Source organism: Pseudomonas sp. ADPe, assembly GCF_014843515.1.
Lineage (GTDB): Bacteria > Pseudomonadota > Gammaproteobacteria > Pseudomonadales > Pseudomonadaceae > Pseudomonas > Pseudomonas citronellolis.
This window is the reverse complement of sequence record NZ_CP062122.1, coordinates 669,191-685,257: the sequence shown is the minus strand read 5'-3', so window position 1 is coordinate 685,257 and position 16,067 is coordinate 669,191. Positions and strand designations below refer to the sequence as shown.

Genomic DNA, 16,067 nt, shown 5'->3' with positions numbered 1-16,067 from the left:
TGGCCACCGCGGCACCCTGGGGAGGGCGAGGCGCGGAGCGTCTCCTTGGCGGGCCGCTGGGATACGGTGGCGCAGGCCGACCAGGGCCAAGGCGGGCGCTGGGGGCAGGGTGGGGCGCTGGAGGCCGATGCAGCCAGCCGCTGGGACACCGTGGCGCAGAAGGACCTGGCGCAGCGCCTGGGCTGGGACCGTTCGATCAAGCCCCAGGACACCCGCCTGCGCCTGCTCTACAACCCAAAGCCCGCGCGCAAGGACACGGCGAGCGGGCAGGCATGGTTCCGCTGCGACGAGTTCGGCCCGCGCTTCGACGCCGCGGCCGAGCGCGCCGCCAGCCTCTATATCCCCCGGGCCGGGGTTGTGGACTTCTCGTTCTCCGGGCAGCGCTACATCCCCAGCACCACGGCCTCGGTGTTCTTCGACTTCCGCTACACCCCGCAGCCGCATGCCATCCAGCCGGTGGACAGCGGCGCGGTGGTGCGCTTCACCCCGGCACGCATCATCGACCAGATGCGGACCATGCCCTGGGGTTGGGGCACGCCGACCGATCCGCGCCCGACGGGCATCGTATACCCGGACTACCCCGGCCCCGTGGTCGTCATCGACCCGCCCGAGGAGCCGACCATCCTGGAGACCTACATGATCGCCAACACGGTCACCCTGGTGGAGCTGGCCAGCGGCACGCCGTTGGACGCCACCAACATCCGCATCGGCCTGGACATCGACTCGTTCGCCTGGACGTTCAGCGCCGACCTGTTCGGCCGGACCTCGCTGAACCTAGTGCTGCAGGACGCCGACGGGCCGAAGACCGTCGAGTTGATCATCAATGGCTGGACCTGGCACTTCCTCGTCGAGCGCTACAGCGGCAGCGGCAAGTTCCCGGAGGAGCGCTACAGCATCAGCGGCAGCAGCCGCACCCAACTGCTGGCGGCGCCCTACGCGCCCAAGCGCAGCGGCATGAACACCAGCCCCGTGAACGCCCGCAACATCGTCGACGACCAGCTGCAGTTCACCGGCTTCACCGCCAGCTGGGACACGGTGTCGATGGGGCCGCCGGACTGGACGCTGCCGGGCGAGGCCTTCAGCTACACGGAAATGACGGCCATGGAAGTGATCCACCGCCTGGCCGAGGTTGCCGGCGGCATCGTGCGCCCAGCCCTGGCCGGTGACGCCTTCACGATCCTGCCGCGGTATCGGGAGGCGACGTGGTACTGGTCCAGCGCTATCCCCGACTGCATCGTGCCGGCGGAGATCGTCGCCGAGTGGGGCAGTGAGTGGTCGCCGCAGCCGGAGTGGAATTTCGTCTACGTCAGCGGCACCAACTACGGCGTGAGCGTGCAGGTGCGGCGCGCCGGCACGGCCGGCGACGAGCCAGCGGCGGACGTCATGGAGGACTGGATGACCGGCACCGACGTGGCCCGCGCCCGTGGCATCTGCGAGCTGTCGAAGGGCGGCAGCCAGGCCATCGAGACGCGGCGCATCCCGCTGTTCGCGGACGGCGACAACACCCCGGGCCTGGTGCAGCCGGGCATGATCGTGGAGTTCCGCGACCCGGACGCCACCTGGCGCGGCCTGTGCCTGGGCGTCGACATCACCGCCGAAGGCGTGGGCGCCTCGCGCGTCTGGCAGACGCTTCGGATCGAGCGCCACTACGGGAGCAGCAGCTGATGGCCACGGTGAATCCCTGGAAGAAATTCATCGGCCTGCTGCCGGGCGGCTCCCGCACAGTGGGCGAGGTGATCAGCGTCGACGCCATGGCCGGCACCAGCGTGGTGGAACTGCGAACCGGCACCCGGTGCTCGCCCGCGGCACCTCGGTGGCTGCCGGCCAGAACGCATTTCTGGTTGACGGCCAGGTCACCGGCCCGGCCCCGGATCTGCCGCAGTACGACTTCGAGGTCTGAGCCAACCGGCTCCAGGCTTTCAACCCAAGCCCGCCACCTGGCGGGCTTTTTCATGCCCGGAGGAAACCATGGGCCAAGACCGTGATGTGGATGTGCTGGCGCGGACGCTGTGGGGCGAGGCGCGCGGCGAGGGGGCGGCCGGCATGGTCGCCGTGGGCTGGACGATCCGTAACCGCGCGGCGAAGCCCGGCTGGTGGGGGCGGGACATCGTAAGCGTCTGCCAGGCGCCCTGGCAGTTCAGCTGCTGGAACAAGAACGATCCGAACTATCAGTACCTGTCGGGGGCGAAGCAGATCCCGGCGGGTGAGTACCTCCGCGCGCGCGAAGCTGCGCTGGCGGTGATCAGTGGCAGCCAGCCGGATCCGACCGGCGGGGCCACCCACTACTACGCCACCACCATGGCCAAGCCGCCAGCCTGGGCGGCGAAGGCGAAGCGCACGGCCACCATCGGCCGGCACGTGTTCTTCCGCGACGTCCCGTAGGAGCGAACCATGCAGAACTTCCCGTGGAAGGCGGCCGGCCTGGTGCTGGCTGCGCTGCTGCTGGTCGCCGTCGGCGCCAGCCTGGGTGTGTGGCTGGCCGCCGGGCACTACCGGCCCCAGCTCGACCAGGCCGCCCAGGACCTGGCCGCCTGCCGCGCCGCCAGGGGCAATCTGGAGACGCTGGTGGGCGACCAGAACACGGCGATCGCCAGCCTGGCCAACCAGGCCGAGCAGCGCCAGGCGAAGGCTGCCCAGGCGGTGGCCGATGCCCAGCAGCAGGCCGGCCAGCACTTCGCCGCCGCGCAGCGCCTGCAGCAGGAGCGCACCGAGGGCGATCCGGCGCAGGTGGCGGCCGACATAATCGACAAGGAGCTGGGGCTATGAAGTGGCTGGTGATGGGGATGTTGGTCGCGCTGGCGGGATGCGCTGGCCGGCAGGAAGCCGAGCCGCGCACGGTGCGCGTAGAGGTGCCGGTGGCGGTGCCCTGCCGGGCGCCGGCGGTGCAGGAACCAGCCTGGGCCACGGCGAGCTTGCAGAGGGGAGACAGCCTGCAGACCAAGGTCCGGGCGCTGCTGGCAGAGCGGCAGCAGCACCTGGGCTACGAGGCGCAGTTGCGCGCCGCAGTCCAGGCCTGCCAATAGGTCTTCGCTTCAGGCCTGCATCGCATACCCGCCCCGGAAGCCATCCTTGGAGTAGATGGCGTAGAGCTCGGCGCGGCGCTGGTCGAGCTTGGCGAACGAACTGCTCCCCTCATCCAGTTGGCCGAAGATGGTCATCAGCGGCTTGGAGTCCAGGGCGCGGGCAGCAGCGAGCATGCTGCCCCGATGCTCTGACATGATCGCGAACCTCGACATCAGCAGGTAGAGGTGGTGCGTCTCGTAGTCATCGAGGTGGATGCCGCCGACTTTCCTGCCCTCGATGTACTCGCCCTCCACAATGCTGTAGGCAGCGATGAAGTTCCGGGCAGCGTCGAGTTGCTCGGCGGGGATGTCGGCAGCCGAGCGGACGCCGAAGGCGGCATGCGTCTGCGACCAGATTTTCGCGGTTGCGCGGCGCTGCACCGGAACCGGCAGCGAGGACACCTTGCCCTTGATCAGCGCGCCGAGCATGTGGAAACCGTCGGTGCCGATGGTCTGGCCGACGAGAGTCGCCATCCGGCCGTTGGCGTCTTCGTAGCGGCCATGCTTGCGGATCGCCGGCAGCACCTCGGCGGTCACCCATTTCTTGAAGCGCTTGGCTTCGGCCTTGCGGCTGGTGAGGATCAGCGAGTACAGGCCAGACTCGTTAATGATGCCAACCGCCTGGGTTCCTCCAAGGGTGTCGGTAGTAGCGACACCCTTTTCATCATCGTCCAGGCGAGATAGCGCATCGCGGTTGTTGCGGACGGCCAGAGCCTGGCAGACATCAGCAGCAACGAACCACGGCTGGTCGTCGATCAGCAGGGTGCGGACTTCACGAGTTTCGAAACGGAACGGAATGACTTGGGCGGTTTGCATGACGAGGACTCCTTCTGATTGAGAGTCCGCCACCTGAGGCCAATCAGGGAGGGCGGAACCGTGCGGGTTGGCCTACCGGCAGAAGGACCGGCCACTCTTGCGAGTGCCCGCACGGCCCACCCAAAGCGCAGGTGCAGCCATGCTACGGACACAAAAAAACCGCTCTATGGCGGCTGTGTCCGCCTTCTGTACCGGGAGGCCAATCCCAGGCCGCAGGATTTACTGCGACGGAATTAGTCTGCCGGAGCTGCGAAGGCGGCGTCAACAGGTGTCAATAAGAGTGGACGCCTGTTGACGATGGATGGCGGGCATCGAGGGATGCGGCATCGGCTCGGGGCGGTGCTGGCCTGCCGGTGAGGTAGAATGCCGGCCTCGATCAACAGGAGGTCGGCATGCTCATCATTCGTCAGGGCACTTTCTCGCGGCTTCAGCTGGAGCGCATGGTTGGCAAGGCAGGCAATTTCGGGATTTGGGAATACCACGTGTCGGCGAACTCCGACATGTTCCCCGGTTACGCAGCTGGTCGCCATGCCGCCATCTCCCCGGCGGAACCGAAAGAGGGGCAGGAAGTTGAAGCATTCGTCATGCTCCGATCCAACTCCCCGCAGGAAGAGTGGCGACCGGCAGGAAAAGGCGTCGCGGAGTACCGCTGAAGGCTTGGTCGACTCGGCGCAAAACCTCCTCTGGAGCCCGCGTGGCTACGTTTGCGAAACGCTGAAAAGTGGTGTGTTTTGCCTGGCCAAAATGGTACGATTTCCAAGCCAAATCAAAGGCTTGGATTGGATATGTCCGCTGTATGGGGTGCAAGGGGTCGAGTGTTCGAATCACTCCGTCCCGACCAAAAATCCCTAGAAAATCCAGTCACTTAGCGGTGACTGGATTTTTTTATGCCTGATGATTTTGTGGCGTCTCCAAATTTTGCCCCACTTTTTGCCCCACCGGTGATTTTGTACATTGGTTGCCTGGGTGTAGCCTTTGGCAACATCGCTGCATCGCTTTGGGGGCAATGGTGTGAGCAGGGCATGTAGAGCTGATGGATTTCCCGGGTGGGGCTAGCGAGCTTCAATCCGGAGCTAGAGCGCTCTCTCGATCTCAGGGGGAGTGGGTTGCAGGGCCTGTCAGGAGTGCTCGGGAAGCGAGACAGCTTGCGCGCATGCTGCTTGCTGCGATCAATTCTTCGCTCACAGAATCTCCGCCGCGCGAATGGATGTGCGGTGTGCCGAGCTTGCTTTTGGCCTGGGTTAATTCCAGATCCAGGTCAGGGGGGGATGCTGATGCTGGTGCGCCGCCAGTTGCTCACAGAGGCTGCGAAGCAGAAGATGCCAGCCATCACCGCATTCGAGCCCCAGCCCAGAGCGCTTTCCTGAGGCGTTTCGTTAAGACCCCGGAGTAGCCGCGGGAAGTCAGCGTAAAGGCTTTCTTCTAGAGCTCTATTCATACGTGGACATCGACTGGAAGGTGAGCCGGTATTGGCCTTCTGTTGCGTCGGGCCCATAGCGAACCAGCCCTTCCAGGGTGGTGGGCAATGCCTGTTCAGCTGAGGAGTGCAGTAGCAGTGACTTTACCGGCTCGGCTATGCTCGTCTGAATATCCTGTGGGTCAAGGTCAAGCAATTTCAGGGTGTAGAGCCATTCTTGTTTTCCCCAGCGCATTAGCACGTCATGGTCGATCGAGGTAGGTGCATAGCCGCCAACAGGAAAGCCCATGTACTGGTTCTCATGGAAATTGATGGGGCAGTTCCAGAGGCCGATGTGTAGCAAAGGCTCTGCATTACCGGAGGCTTGCATGCCATCACCTGCCAGACTGATCTGGAAAAACAGGTGCGAAGGAGTTTTACGCCGCCCCAGTCGGATTGGCATGGAATAGGCGAGGCTCTGATAGAAGCAACCTAGAGAGTCCTCCTGCCAACTCTCGCGCTGGCTTTCTCGTCGCAGATTGTCATCTGCAAGGCTGACGAGCTTTGCGAGACTAAGATTCCGTGGCAATTCATGGAAAACCTGCTTGAGGCTGTCCCGAAGCGCATAGCACTGCTCATAAAGTGCAGGGAGGTGCATTAGATATTGCTGCAGCGAAGCGCTAGCAGGCAGTTTCGGAAAACCTAGGAAAGGCTGGATTCGGAGTTTTTTCAGTGCAATTTCCATTTGCTCTCTCCATTTAATCAGGCTGACACTCGTATTTGGGCATCTGGCCAACACTTCTGTCCACGAACGCAGTAGGAGTCTGCCCTTCCAGATGTCCTCCCGAGTGAGCGCTTCCTGGCCTGCACTGACCTCAGGGGCGATGAAGAGATGGAAAGCTTGCGTCTTTTCCGTCTCATCCAAGCAGTTTTCCCATTGTTCATGTAGTTGCCGGGCGCCACTTAGGCCTGAGCGCCATTTGAATTCCACCAAAAGCACTCGGCGAGTGCCGTTCGGCCACTCCAGCTCGACAAATAGATCCGGCTCAAGTCCGTTCCGTTTTTTCCAGAAATGCATGTCCGCTTTGTGGGCCTGATCTGCCGGCCAATCGCCTTCCACTATCGCCTGCCAGAATGCGGCGATGTCAGTTGACGGAAGAAACGATAATGGCCCCATTAGTAGAGCAGTGATTTCATCTTCCTCAGCTACGCGGTGCTCGCCTTCTTCTCGATGGCCGAGATAGCGCAGGTGGAGGCGGCTCTTATTTTGGGTGATGGCATGCAGCATGGTAGGCCTCTGCTATGGATGGGGCGGCAGATGTTAAGGGGGGCTCGTTCGCTCCCTCGAGGCAGTGTTTTGGTCAGGAAGTGCTTCGCGCCCATCCAGTGCTTGAGGGGCTAAACGGGTACTCCATGGTCTGGCGGAGCACGCCTATCATCTCGGGCTGATGATCCTGCCGTTACTGTATAGCCTTCAGTAGAATGCTCAAGGCTGGTTGATATGAGCCGAGCTCCGTTATCGTCCCTTTCACCACAAACACGGCTGATCTCTCTTCTTGCCGGGGCGCACTCTAAACGAGGACACACATTTTGATTTGGTTTCTTGAGGGACAGTCCAGCCAGCGCGACATCATTCTGGGAGCGCGTGAGGCGGTCCCGTCGGAGGTGAAGATTTATGCCTCACATCGCCAGGACAGGCCTGAAATCACCGGCAACGCCGACGTAAGCTTTCTTGAGCCGAAGGACAATCAGGAACGCATCGACTGGGTGATCGAGACAGCTGTAAGCCAACAGATAAAAGTCATCCTGGTCGGCCGCGTAGGGAGCGTCTTCGAGGCCCAACGCCACCGCTTCGAAGCCGCTGGCCTGATTCTGGTTACCGGCGGCATGAGCATGAGCACGTTTGAGTTGGTGGACGACAAGAGCAAATTCACTGCTGAAGCAGAGCGCGCCGGCCTTGCCTGCGTTCCCGCGATCACAGCAAGCAATGCCAAGGAACTCATCGAAGCCTACGAGGTTCTCCGCGTTCACGGAGATGTCTGTATTAAGCCGGCAGTTGGCATCTACGGTCAGGGGTTCTGGCGCTTCAAGTCTGAAGCGGACCCGTTCCGTTGCTTCGCCAACCCCGACTCTCGAGAGGTTCAGTTTGAAACCTATCTTCATGCCTATCGTGCCGGGGGGGATCGTCCCGCCATGCTGGTGATGCCGTACATGGCAGGAAGCGATTGCTCGATCGACATGGTTTGCGAGTCCGGCCGCCCAGTAGCATACGTCGGCCGCCGAAAACAGGGACTGCACCAGACCTTCGAGAACGACACGCCAGCTGTAGAGCTCGCTCTGAAAGCCGCGGCTCATTTTCAGTGCGATGGCCTGGTCAACGTCCAGACTCGGGATGACGCAGAAGGCGTCCCTCATCTTCTCGAGATCAACCCGAGGTATTCAGGTGGCATTGGCTATACCCGGCACACGGGGATCAACCTTCCAGGAATCTTCGCCACCAGGAGGCTTGGCCTTCCGGAGCCCGAGGGAGCTTGGGTGCCGAATGTCAGGGTAAAAGCCATAACCATTGCGGTGCCCGTAGCGACCTGATATGTAATCACACATCAAGTTTGATACTATTTTGCCTCTTTTTGTAAGATTCGGGATTCAAGGAGCGAGGCAGGGATGATGGTGCTGGCGCCTGGCGCAAACACCGCTTTGGGGGCAGCGCAATGCTCCTGGATGCTGGAGTGTGGAAATTCCTCTGCATTCGGTGAATACGCGGCCGTTGCTCTGCTTCCACTTGACGACAAACGTAACCCTAAAGGGGAGCCAGCACTGTTCCAGGTTCCCCAGGCCTGGATGCAGTGGAGCGGCAGTCAAGAGAAAGTCTGCTGCAGCTTGAATCTTGGGCAACTCCCGGCCGGCGCGGACAGAGTGCTCCTGGTCGTGTACACCTTCTCGGCCATGGGCCCAGTCAGCGAACTGCGGTCCCTTCGCCTGCAGGTTGACTCTCAGATCGAATGCAGTTTGAACCTGTCTGACAATGGCGAATCGGCAATCATTGTCGGCGAGTTCTATTGTCGCAATCAGCAGTGGAAATTCCGCGCCCTCGCCGAGGGTTCGGCATATGGCCTCGCAGCGCTTGGGCGTCGGGTCGGGCTCATGATCGACGATGCCCATCCTCACCACCGCTCCAGCTCCACAGATCGGAATCGGTCGGCATCGGGAGCAACAGGCACCGGCTTTGCCGTGACTACCACCCATATCCTCACCTGCGCGCATGTCATCGAAGACATGCAAGAGATCCACATCGCCTCGTTCGAGGGTCGGCATCGTGCCGAAGCGGTGGTTGTAGATGAACGCAATGATTTGGCTCTCCTCAGAGTGCAAGGCGCTCCTGCATTTAAGCCAGTGGCTTTCCGGGATGGGGTTGGGTGCGACCTTGGCGAGTCTGTGGTGGCCCTTGGGTTCCCGCTCGCCGGCCTGGCGGGTGGTGGAGTGCATGTCACCCAAGGTGGCGTGTCTGCACTATTTGGCCTGCACAATGACGCAAGCCTGCTCCAGTTCACTGCACCAATTCAGCCTGGATCAAGCGGTAGCCCGCTCTTTGACGCAGCTGGATCAGTAGTAGGGATGGTGACCTCCACGATCCCAGACGCACAGAACATGAACTTCGCGGTCAAGGCCGGGCTTGCCCTGGCGTTTCTCGACGCCTGTGGTGTCGAACCAACTCGAACCCCAACAGGAAAGACCTTCACGACATCTCAAATGGCCCGTGAAGCCCAACAATCGCTTTGGAAAATCGAGGCGCGCAATCCATAGAGCCACTTTGGCTTGAAACCCAGGGAAGAGGCGTTAGGTTCTCGACCTCGCGCCAAACTAGGAAGCAGCTCATGGAAAGCAATGTAGTACCAACGTCACTGCGCGCCCAACTCAAGCGGGGGCTTCTCGAGGTCAAAGTCGACGACGCCGTCCTCCCTCCGGCTAACCTGTTCGGCTTCGCAGAGCGCCGGAATCCCAAGCGGGCATTCCTCTTCGTATCGAAGGTGCTGGGCCGCCATATACCGGTGCGCCCCTCCGTCATGGCAGCCAGCTTCGAGAGCTTGGCTGCCGAAATCCCGACTGATCTCCCTGGGCCGGTGCTGGTCATTGGCATGGCCGAAACGGCCGTAGGTCTCGGGGCCGGCGTGCATCGCGCACTCAGCACAACCCGTCCTGACAGTGTGTACCTCATCAGCACTCGCCACCCCCTCGGTACCGAGCTCTTCGCTCGTTTCGAGGAAGAACACAGCCATGCCAGCGCCCACCTGATCCATATGCCCGTAGACCCTGAGGCTCGGGACATGATGCTCCAGGCTCGGTCGCTGGTACTGGTGGACGACGAGGCTTCCACCGGGAAGACCTTCGTCAACTTGCATCGCGCCCTGGTAGATGCAGGCCTGAGCAATATCGAACGTGTTGTCACGTGCGTGCTCACGGATTGGTCTGCTGGCGCTGTGCGCAAAGCCATCGGGGAGTCGGCCACCGCGGTTTCTCTGATTCAGGGCTCCTATCAATTCCATGAAGATCTGGCAGCGCCGCTGCCCGACATGCCTGACGTAGGGGCCGTTTCCATCGGCGAGTGGCCTCTTTTTGCCGACAAGGACTGGGGACGTTTGGGCGTTCGTCATGTGGACGATACTCTCGTGCCCAACATCCAGGTCCAACCTGGCGAGAAGGTTATCGTGGTGGGCACCAGTGAGTTCGTGTGGCGCCCCTTCCTGCTGGCTGAGCGCCTGGAACGTGCTGGTGCGGATGTTCACTTCAGTTCTACCACCCGTTCTCCAATCGCCCTTGGCCACTCTATCGAGCATGCCCTGTCGTTCTCCGACAACTACGGTCTGGGCATTCCGAACTTCCTCTACAACGTGAAGCCCGGCCAGTTTGATCGGGTTCTGATCTGTACCGAGACACCTGCGCAGGCGCTCCCTGCAGAGCTGGTTGAGGCCCTGAATGCGGAGGTGATTTTCGATGAGCAGTAATCGTCCCCTGGTGTTCGTCGATCTCGACGACACTCTGTTCCAGACCGCTCGGAAGATGGTCGAAGGCACTCCACGTACTACCGCGACTCTGGACGTCCATGGTCAACCCAACGGTTACATGAGCCCGGTCCAGCTCTCCTTCATCAATTGGTTGCTGTCTTCGGCCGATGTAGTACCAGTGACCGCGCGCAGCGTTGAGGCGTACAGCCGCGTCAAGCTTCCCTTTACCGAGGGGGCTATTTGCTCGCATGGTGGAGTGATGCTCCGCCCCGATGGCTCGCTGAATCAGGACTGGCATGGCCAGATGGCTGAAGCCCTTTGGGCCTTCCAGGACCGACTGCCAGTGTTGAGCGAAGCCACCCTGCAGATCGGGAAGGATCTGGGGTATTCGCTCCGCGGCTGGGTTGTGGAAGAAGAAGGGCTGCGCCACTACGTGGTGACCAAGCATAACGAAACCGACGACGCGGTCCTCGCCAAGGTCCTGACCGAAGTTCAAGCCCGAGGCATGCTGGAGGATATGCACATCCACGCCAACGGCAACAACCTTGCCTTCCTTCCCAAGGGGCTGGCCAAGCGCCTGGCAGTTCAAGAATGGCTGCGGAGTGACGCGGAGATTCACGGCGATCGTCCGGTCTTGGGCTTCGGTGACAGCATCACTGACCTGGGATTTATGGACCTGTGCCACATGTGGGCAACTCCCGCTCGGAGCCAATTGGCCAAAGCCGTAGAGGAGAAAATCAATGAGTAATCTCCTTGCTACCCTGAATACCATCGGCTGCGGCAGCTACGCACCGGAAGACGTCCATTTTCTTCTGCAACCGGTGCAAATGAGTGTCACCGATGTCGAGGAGAAGGAGCGTCTGATTCAGAGCAATCAGAAGCACTACTCGGAGATGATCAGTCAGGAGTACGCGCCTACCGAGGTGCACAAGTCCCTGTATGCCCGTGCGCTGATGCAGAACGGGACTCGCATGGCTGAAGATGTCCAGTCTCTTGCTTTGGCGCTGAATGCTGCCTGTAAGGGCTCGAGCATTGCGCTGGTTTCCTTCGTCCGTGCCGGCCTTCCTCTCGGAGTCCTGCTGCGCCGGGCTCTGGTCGAGATGGGCCGTGACGCCCACCACTATGGCGTCAGCATTATCCGTGATCGGGGCATCGATACTGTGGCCCTCGAAGCGATCATCCAGTTGCACGGGGCTGAAAATATCGTCTTCGTGGATGGCTGGACCGGCAAGGGTGCAATCTCTGGCGAGCTCAAGCGGACGTTGGGTTCAGATCAGCGTTTTCCGGAAGAGCCCCGTCTCGTGGTACTGGCCGACCCCTGCGGCCGTGCGTGGCTCGCCGCCTCCGCAGAAGACTGGGTAATCCCCTCCGGAATCCTGGGCGCAACCGTTTCGGGCCTGGTTTCTCGATCTATCTGGCCGGCGCAAGGTGGGCTACATGGTTGTGTGGTCTACAACCACTTGCATGAGCACGACGTTACCCGAGAATTCATCGACAAGATCGAGGTCGAACGGCAGGCCTTGGGCACCGTCCAACTCGCGGTACCGTGGACTCATGATGAGCGTCTGAAGCTTCAGACCGGTGCCGAAGGAGTGGTTTCCTCCCTGGCAGCCCGATTCGGTATCAGCAACCTGAACCGCGTGAAGCCGGGCATTGCTGAAGCTACCCGGGCGGTCCTGCGCCGTGTACCTGATCATGTGTTGGTGCGTGATCGTAATGACGGTGACGTTCAACTTCTGCTGCATCTCACCGAGCGCGCGGGAGTAACGGTCGAAGAGGTCGGTGAGGTCCTGGGGCCGTATCGCGCAGTCACTATCATCCGGAGTGCGAACTGATGAAGGCGATATCTCCATTCGCCCTCGGGGCGACTCTGTATATGCCGGCCACCCGCGATGACATCCTGGATGTGGTGTTCGGGATGAAAATCCCTGATCTCCGTTCTCTGGTGGTGTGCCTGGAAGACGCCGTTGCAGCGATCGACATCGAAAGCGCACTCGCAAACCTGCAGGCGCTCCTCATGGGAATCGACGCAAGAGGTGGTCGCCCCGAAAAAGGCCCGTTGCTCTTTGTCCGCCCTCGGGATGCGGAGATGGCAGCGGTGCTGAATGGATGGCCGCTGATGAAGCGCGTCGACGGGTTTGTGGTTCCAAAGCTGACGCTGAAGTCGCTCCCAGCTTGGGAATGCGCGGTCAGCAATCCAGACCTTTATCTCATGCCAACCCTGGAAACGAGCGATGTTTACGATCCGGGTGCAATGGTCGAGCTCGGCGAGGCGCTGAAGGCCAATCTGAACCAACGCATCATCGCGCTGCGGATTGGTGGCAATGACCTGATGGGTTGTCTCGGCCTGCGTCGCAATCCTACCACCACGCTCTACAACACGCCTATGAGCTATGTGATCCCCATGCTCGCCGGCGTGATGGGGGCGCAGGGCTTTGCTCTGACAGCCCCTGTCTTCGAGCAGTTGGCCACTCCCCATTTGCTTCGTGAAGAACTGAAGCTCGATATCGCGCATGGACTGGTGGGCAAGACGGCAATTCATCCAAGTCAGATCAGCATCATTCAGGACAAGCTCCGCGTGAGCCTTGAGGATCTCAACTGCGCCAAGCTGATCGTCAACGATGTGGCCCCCGCTGTTTTCAAGCACAACGATGCAATGTGCGAGCCGGCAACCCATTACAAGTGGGCAATGAACATCCTTGAGCGCGCCAAGTGGCAAGGGGTAAAGCCTGCCGATCTGAGTAATGGCGAGCACAGTGTCCGCCTGGCAGAGGCAAACTGATGAGTTTTGAAATGCTGGAAGCGGGCCCGAAAGGAGCGAAGGTGCTGTCGGTGTTTGACTTCGATGGCACTCTCACCCGGCACGACAGCTTCGTGCCGTTTCTTCGATTCGCCTTCGGTACGAGCGAGTTCACCCGTCGCATCCTCAGGCTGGCGCTGCCAAGCCTGAGGTACCTCGCTAAAGGCATGTCCAGAGATGAGCTAAAGGCCCATCTGATATGCACATTTCTCACCGGCGTAGAAGCCAAATGGGTGGTCCAGAAGGCGGAAGAATTCTGCCAGATGGCTTGGCCCAAGCTCATGCGTCCGACAGGGTTACGATCGGTTGCGGCCGAATTGGCCTCTGGAGCGGAGGTAACTCTCTGCTCGGCTTCTCCGGCACTGGTGTTGCGTCCTTTCGCCGAGCGCCTTGGCATCAAGCTGATTGGAACTGAGTTGGAAGTGGTCGATGGGCGCCTCACTGGAAAGATTAGCGGAAGCAACTGCCGGTGCGAGAACAAGGTGCTTCGACTGGAAGCCATCTATGGCCCCCTAGAGCAGTACCGGCTGAGGGCCTGGGGCGACACCCGTGGCGATCATGAATTACTGGCAGCTGCACAAGATGCGCATTGGCGTCATTTTCACCCCGCTTGGCGGCGTTCCCGCTCGCGGTTTAGCAAAACTGGGAGCCCGGGGAGTGTGACTCCGCGTGCCTCCCACTCGAACTCTGAAGATCAACAAGGAGCGTAAGCATGGCACTCACCCTGAGCAAAAATCAGAGCATCTCTCTGGAGAAAACTGCCGGCAGCGGCCTGACTTCGGTCAGCCTGGGATTGGGTTGGGACCCAGTTAAGTCTGGTGGTTTCTTCTCCAAGCTCCTCGGCGGCGGCAATGACTCGATCGACCTCGATGCCTCCTGTATTCTGCTGGACGGGAACATGGAGCCAGTGGATCTGGTGTGGTTCCGTCAACTCAGTTCAAAGGACGGCTCCATCAAACACTCCGGGGACAACCTAACTGGTGAGGGGGAGGGTGACGATGAAACTATCAACGTCGACCTGCAGCGCCTGCCTTCCTCCGTTCAGCATCTGGTATTCACCGTCAATAGTTTCCGGGGGCAGACGTTCGACCAGGTGGAAAATGCCTACTGCCGCATCGTCAACAACTCCAAGATCCAAGAGTTGGCTCGCTTCAACCTCGCAGAGAAAGGCAAGCACACCGGTGTGGTGATGGCCAGCCTCAGCCGCAAGGGCAACGACTGGGACTTCAAAGCGATCGGGCAATCCACCAACGGCCGCACCGCCGACGACCTCGTTAACCTGGCCATTCAGGCGGTGCGCGCATGACAACACTGGTACCTGGCGGTAATGCGCCGGTTGCCACCGGCCAACTGCGCGTGGACATCAGTTATACGCCGATTCCAGGTGCAGACCTCGATATCTCTGCATTCGCCTTGACCGCCTCGGGTAAGGTTCGCGGTGATGGCGACATGTGCTTCTACGGCCAAACCAACATTCTCGGCGGGGCCGTTCAACTGACCGCGAGTTCGGCTGGCCGTGCTGAGTTCACAGTTGACCTCAGCCGGATAGATCCTTTCGTTGAGAGAGTTGCCCTGACCGCGACCATCTACGAGAACAAAGCAACCTTCGATCGTGTCTCGACGTTGGCGCTGGCCGTTACCGGTGGGATCGAAGCTCAGATCCCAACACGCGGGATGAACGAAACAGCCCTCATTCTTGGCGAGTTCTACCTTCGCCAGGGCTTGTGGAAGTTCCGTTGTGTGGCACAAGGCTTCGCAGGAGGCCTTGAGCCACTTGCAAAGCACTTTGGTGTTGAGATAGCTGCTCCTGCTCCAGTACCTACTCCAGCGCCTCCCGCAGCAGCACCTGAGCCGACTCCGGCACCGCCGAAGTCCACCATTAGCCTGAGTAAGATTTCCCTCGACAAGACTCGTTCCAGCATCAGCTTGGACAAGCCTGCTGCAGGCTTCGGCGAGATCAAGGTCAACTTGAACTGGAACCAGGGAGGCAGCAGCGGGGTGCTCGGCGGCATCTTCGGCAAGAGCAAATCCGTCGACCTCGATGTCGGTTGTCTCTTCGAGTTGCAGGACGGTTACAAAGGCGTTGTCCAGGCTTTGGGCAACTGCTTCGGTGACCTGGACGATGAGCCTTTCATCCAGCTGATGGGCGATGACCGAACCGGCTCGGTTGCAGGCGGCGAGTGGATGCATATCAACGGTCGGAAGTGGAGCGAGATCAAACGAATCTTGGTCTTCGCGTTCATCTACGAAGGTGCTCCGAACTGGAAGGCTACTGACGGTGTTGTGACGATCTTCATTCCGGGGCAACCCGAAATTGAAGTGCGCTTGAACGAGGAGGGTGGCCGTTACGGGATGTGCGCAATTGCCATGCTTGAAAACGTGAGCGGGGCCGTTAAGGTCTCCCGCAGGGTCGACTTCCACCGTGGGCACGAAGAGATGGACCGAGCCTACGGTTGGGGGATGCGCTGGAAAGCGGGCTCCAAGTAAAACTGATCCGGCGGGGCCAATGGGCCCCACTCAATGAGGGAGAGCACATGCTCGAATGGTTGAAAACCAACGCGGCGAAAGCTCGCGAAACGCTGACCACTGAGGTCGCCAAATTCAAGAACCGGACCTTCATGGAGGCGGTAGCTAATGCCTGCGCTCTGATTTCCGCGGCAGATGGTGAAATCAAGTCCGAGGAGAAGATGAAGATGACTGGCTTCATCAACAACTCCCCGGAACTGAAGGTCTTCAACCTGAGTGACGTGATCAAGGTCTTCAGCGATGCCTGTGGGAAGTTCGAGTTCGACTTCCAGATTGGCCAAGCCGAAGCTCTGAAGGCGATCAGCAAGATCAAAGGCAAGGACGGCGAAGCTCGCCTGCTGGTGCGGGTGGCCTGCGCCATCGGAGCTTCCGACGGCAACTTCGACGACAAAGAGAAAGCTGCCTGCCGTCTGATCTGCCTGGAGCTGGGCCTGAACCCGGCCGACTTCGAACTGTAAGGATCT

17 protein-coding genes are annotated in these 16,067 nt (G+C 60.6%); 15 read left to right on the top strand and 2 right to left on the bottom strand.

What is annotated here, in order from left to right; translation table 11 throughout:
* Positions 1 to 45 precede the first annotated feature (45 nt).
* The 4 genes from IG194_RS03015 (at position 46) to IG194_RS03000 (ending at position 3,023) form a co-directional block, all read left to right on the top strand.
* Positions 46 to 1,665 carry a hypothetical protein gene (locus IG194_RS03015; RefSeq protein WP_225617167.1) on the top strand — a complete coding sequence of 540 codons (1,620 nt, stop codon included), beginning with the start codon at positions 46 to 48 and terminating at the stop codon, positions 1,663 to 1,665.
* 303 nt (positions 1,666 to 1,968) lie between these two features.
* On the top strand, positions 1,969 to 2,382 hold the full coding sequence (locus tag IG194_RS03010; RefSeq protein ID WP_058487174.1) for a cell wall hydrolase: 414 nt from the start codon (positions 1,969 to 1,971) through the stop codon (positions 2,380 to 2,382).
* A gap of 9 nt (positions 2,383 to 2,391) precedes the next feature.
* Positions 2,392 to 2,766, top strand: a complete 375-nt coding sequence (locus IG194_RS03005) for a hypothetical protein (RefSeq protein ID WP_058487175.1) — start codon at positions 2,392 to 2,394, stop codon at positions 2,764 to 2,766.
* A complete protein-coding gene (locus IG194_RS03000; protein WP_058487176.1) occupies positions 2,763 to 3,023 on the top strand; it encodes a hypothetical protein in 261 nt (86 codons plus the stop codon). Before IG194_RS03005 ends, IG194_RS03000 begins: the two co-directional genes overlap by 4 nt.
* 9 nt (positions 3,024 to 3,032) lie before the next feature.
* Here the strand turns inward: IG194_RS03000 and IG194_RS02995 are convergent, their stop codons facing one another.
* Positions 3,033 to 3,878, bottom strand: coding sequence for a Bro-N domain-containing protein (locus IG194_RS02995; protein ID WP_064987587.1), 846 nt, complete (start codon positions 3,876 to 3,878; stop codon positions 3,033 to 3,035).
* 392 nt (positions 3,879 to 4,270) lie between these two features.
* Here IG194_RS02995 and IG194_RS02990 point away from each other — a divergent pair, with 392 nt between their 5' ends.
* The gene (locus IG194_RS02990) at positions 4,271 to 4,531 is read left to right on the top strand and encodes a hypothetical protein (protein WP_058487177.1); all 261 of its coding nucleotides are present in this window, start codon (positions 4,271 to 4,273) and stop codon (positions 4,529 to 4,531) included.
* A 777-nt stretch (positions 4,532 to 5,308) separates the two neighbouring features.
* On the opposite strand, the gene IG194_RS02985 is transcribed toward IG194_RS02990, so the two are convergent.
* Positions 5,309 to 6,562 carry a hypothetical protein gene (locus tag IG194_RS02985; RefSeq protein WP_141679720.1) on the bottom strand — a complete coding sequence of 418 codons (1,254 nt, stop codon included), beginning with the start codon at positions 6,560 to 6,562 and terminating at the stop codon, positions 5,309 to 5,311.
* Between the two features lie 302 nt (positions 6,563 to 6,864).
* On the opposite strand from IG194_RS02985, the gene IG194_RS02980 reads away from it, so the two are divergent.
* The 10 genes from IG194_RS02980 (at position 6,865) to IG194_RS02935 (ending at position 16,061) form a co-directional block, all read left to right on the top strand.
* Positions 6,865 to 7,863 carry an ATP-grasp domain-containing protein gene (locus IG194_RS02980; protein WP_058487180.1) on the top strand — a complete coding sequence of 333 codons (999 nt, stop codon included), beginning with the start codon at positions 6,865 to 6,867 and terminating at the stop codon, positions 7,861 to 7,863.
* Positions 7,864 to 7,938: 75 nt separating this feature from the next.
* Entirely contained in the window at positions 7,939 to 9,078 is a 1,140-nt protein-coding gene (locus IG194_RS02975; RefSeq protein WP_058487181.1) for a trypsin-like peptidase domain-containing protein, read from the top strand.
* A 71-nt stretch (positions 9,079 to 9,149) separates the two neighbouring features.
* The gene (locus tag IG194_RS02970) at positions 9,150 to 10,277 is read left to right on the top strand and encodes a phosphoribosyltransferase domain-containing protein (protein ID WP_058487182.1); all 1,128 of its coding nucleotides are present in this window, start codon (positions 9,150 to 9,152) and stop codon (positions 10,275 to 10,277) included.
* The gene (locus tag IG194_RS02965) at positions 10,267 to 11,025 is read left to right on the top strand and encodes a hypothetical protein (protein WP_058487183.1); all 759 of its coding nucleotides are present in this window, start codon (positions 10,267 to 10,269) and stop codon (positions 11,023 to 11,025) included. Before IG194_RS02970 ends, IG194_RS02965 begins: the two co-directional genes overlap by 11 nt.
* Positions 11,018 to 12,112, top strand: coding sequence for a cysteine protease StiP family protein (locus tag IG194_RS02960; RefSeq protein WP_058487184.1), 1,095 nt, complete (start codon positions 11,018 to 11,020; stop codon positions 12,110 to 12,112). Before IG194_RS02965 ends, IG194_RS02960 begins: the two co-directional genes overlap by 8 nt.
* Entirely contained in the window at positions 12,112 to 13,059 is a 948-nt protein-coding gene (locus IG194_RS02955; RefSeq protein WP_058487185.1) for an HpcH/HpaI aldolase/citrate lyase family protein, read from the top strand. The genes IG194_RS02960 and IG194_RS02955 overlap by 1 nt, the downstream gene beginning before the upstream one ends.
* Positions 13,059 to 13,787, top strand: coding sequence for an HAD family hydrolase (locus IG194_RS02950; RefSeq protein ID WP_058487186.1), 729 nt, complete (start codon positions 13,059 to 13,061; stop codon positions 13,785 to 13,787). The genes IG194_RS02955 and IG194_RS02950 overlap by 1 nt, the downstream gene beginning before the upstream one ends.
* Before the next feature lie 2 nt (positions 13,788 to 13,789).
* Positions 13,790 to 14,383 carry a TerD family protein gene (locus IG194_RS02945; RefSeq protein WP_058487187.1) on the top strand — a complete coding sequence of 198 codons (594 nt, stop codon included), beginning with the start codon at positions 13,790 to 13,792 and terminating at the stop codon, positions 14,381 to 14,383.
* On the top strand, positions 14,380 to 15,564 hold the full coding sequence (locus tag IG194_RS02940; RefSeq protein ID WP_058487188.1) for a TerD family protein: 1,185 nt from the start codon (positions 14,380 to 14,382) through the stop codon (positions 15,562 to 15,564). Before IG194_RS02945 ends, IG194_RS02940 begins: the two co-directional genes overlap by 4 nt.
* A 47-nt stretch (positions 15,565 to 15,611) precedes the next feature.
* On the top strand, positions 15,612 to 16,061 hold the full coding sequence (locus IG194_RS02935) for a tellurite resistance TerB family protein (RefSeq protein ID WP_058487189.1): 450 nt from the start codon (positions 15,612 to 15,614) through the stop codon (positions 16,059 to 16,061).
* Positions 16,062 to 16,067 lie beyond the last annotated feature (6 nt).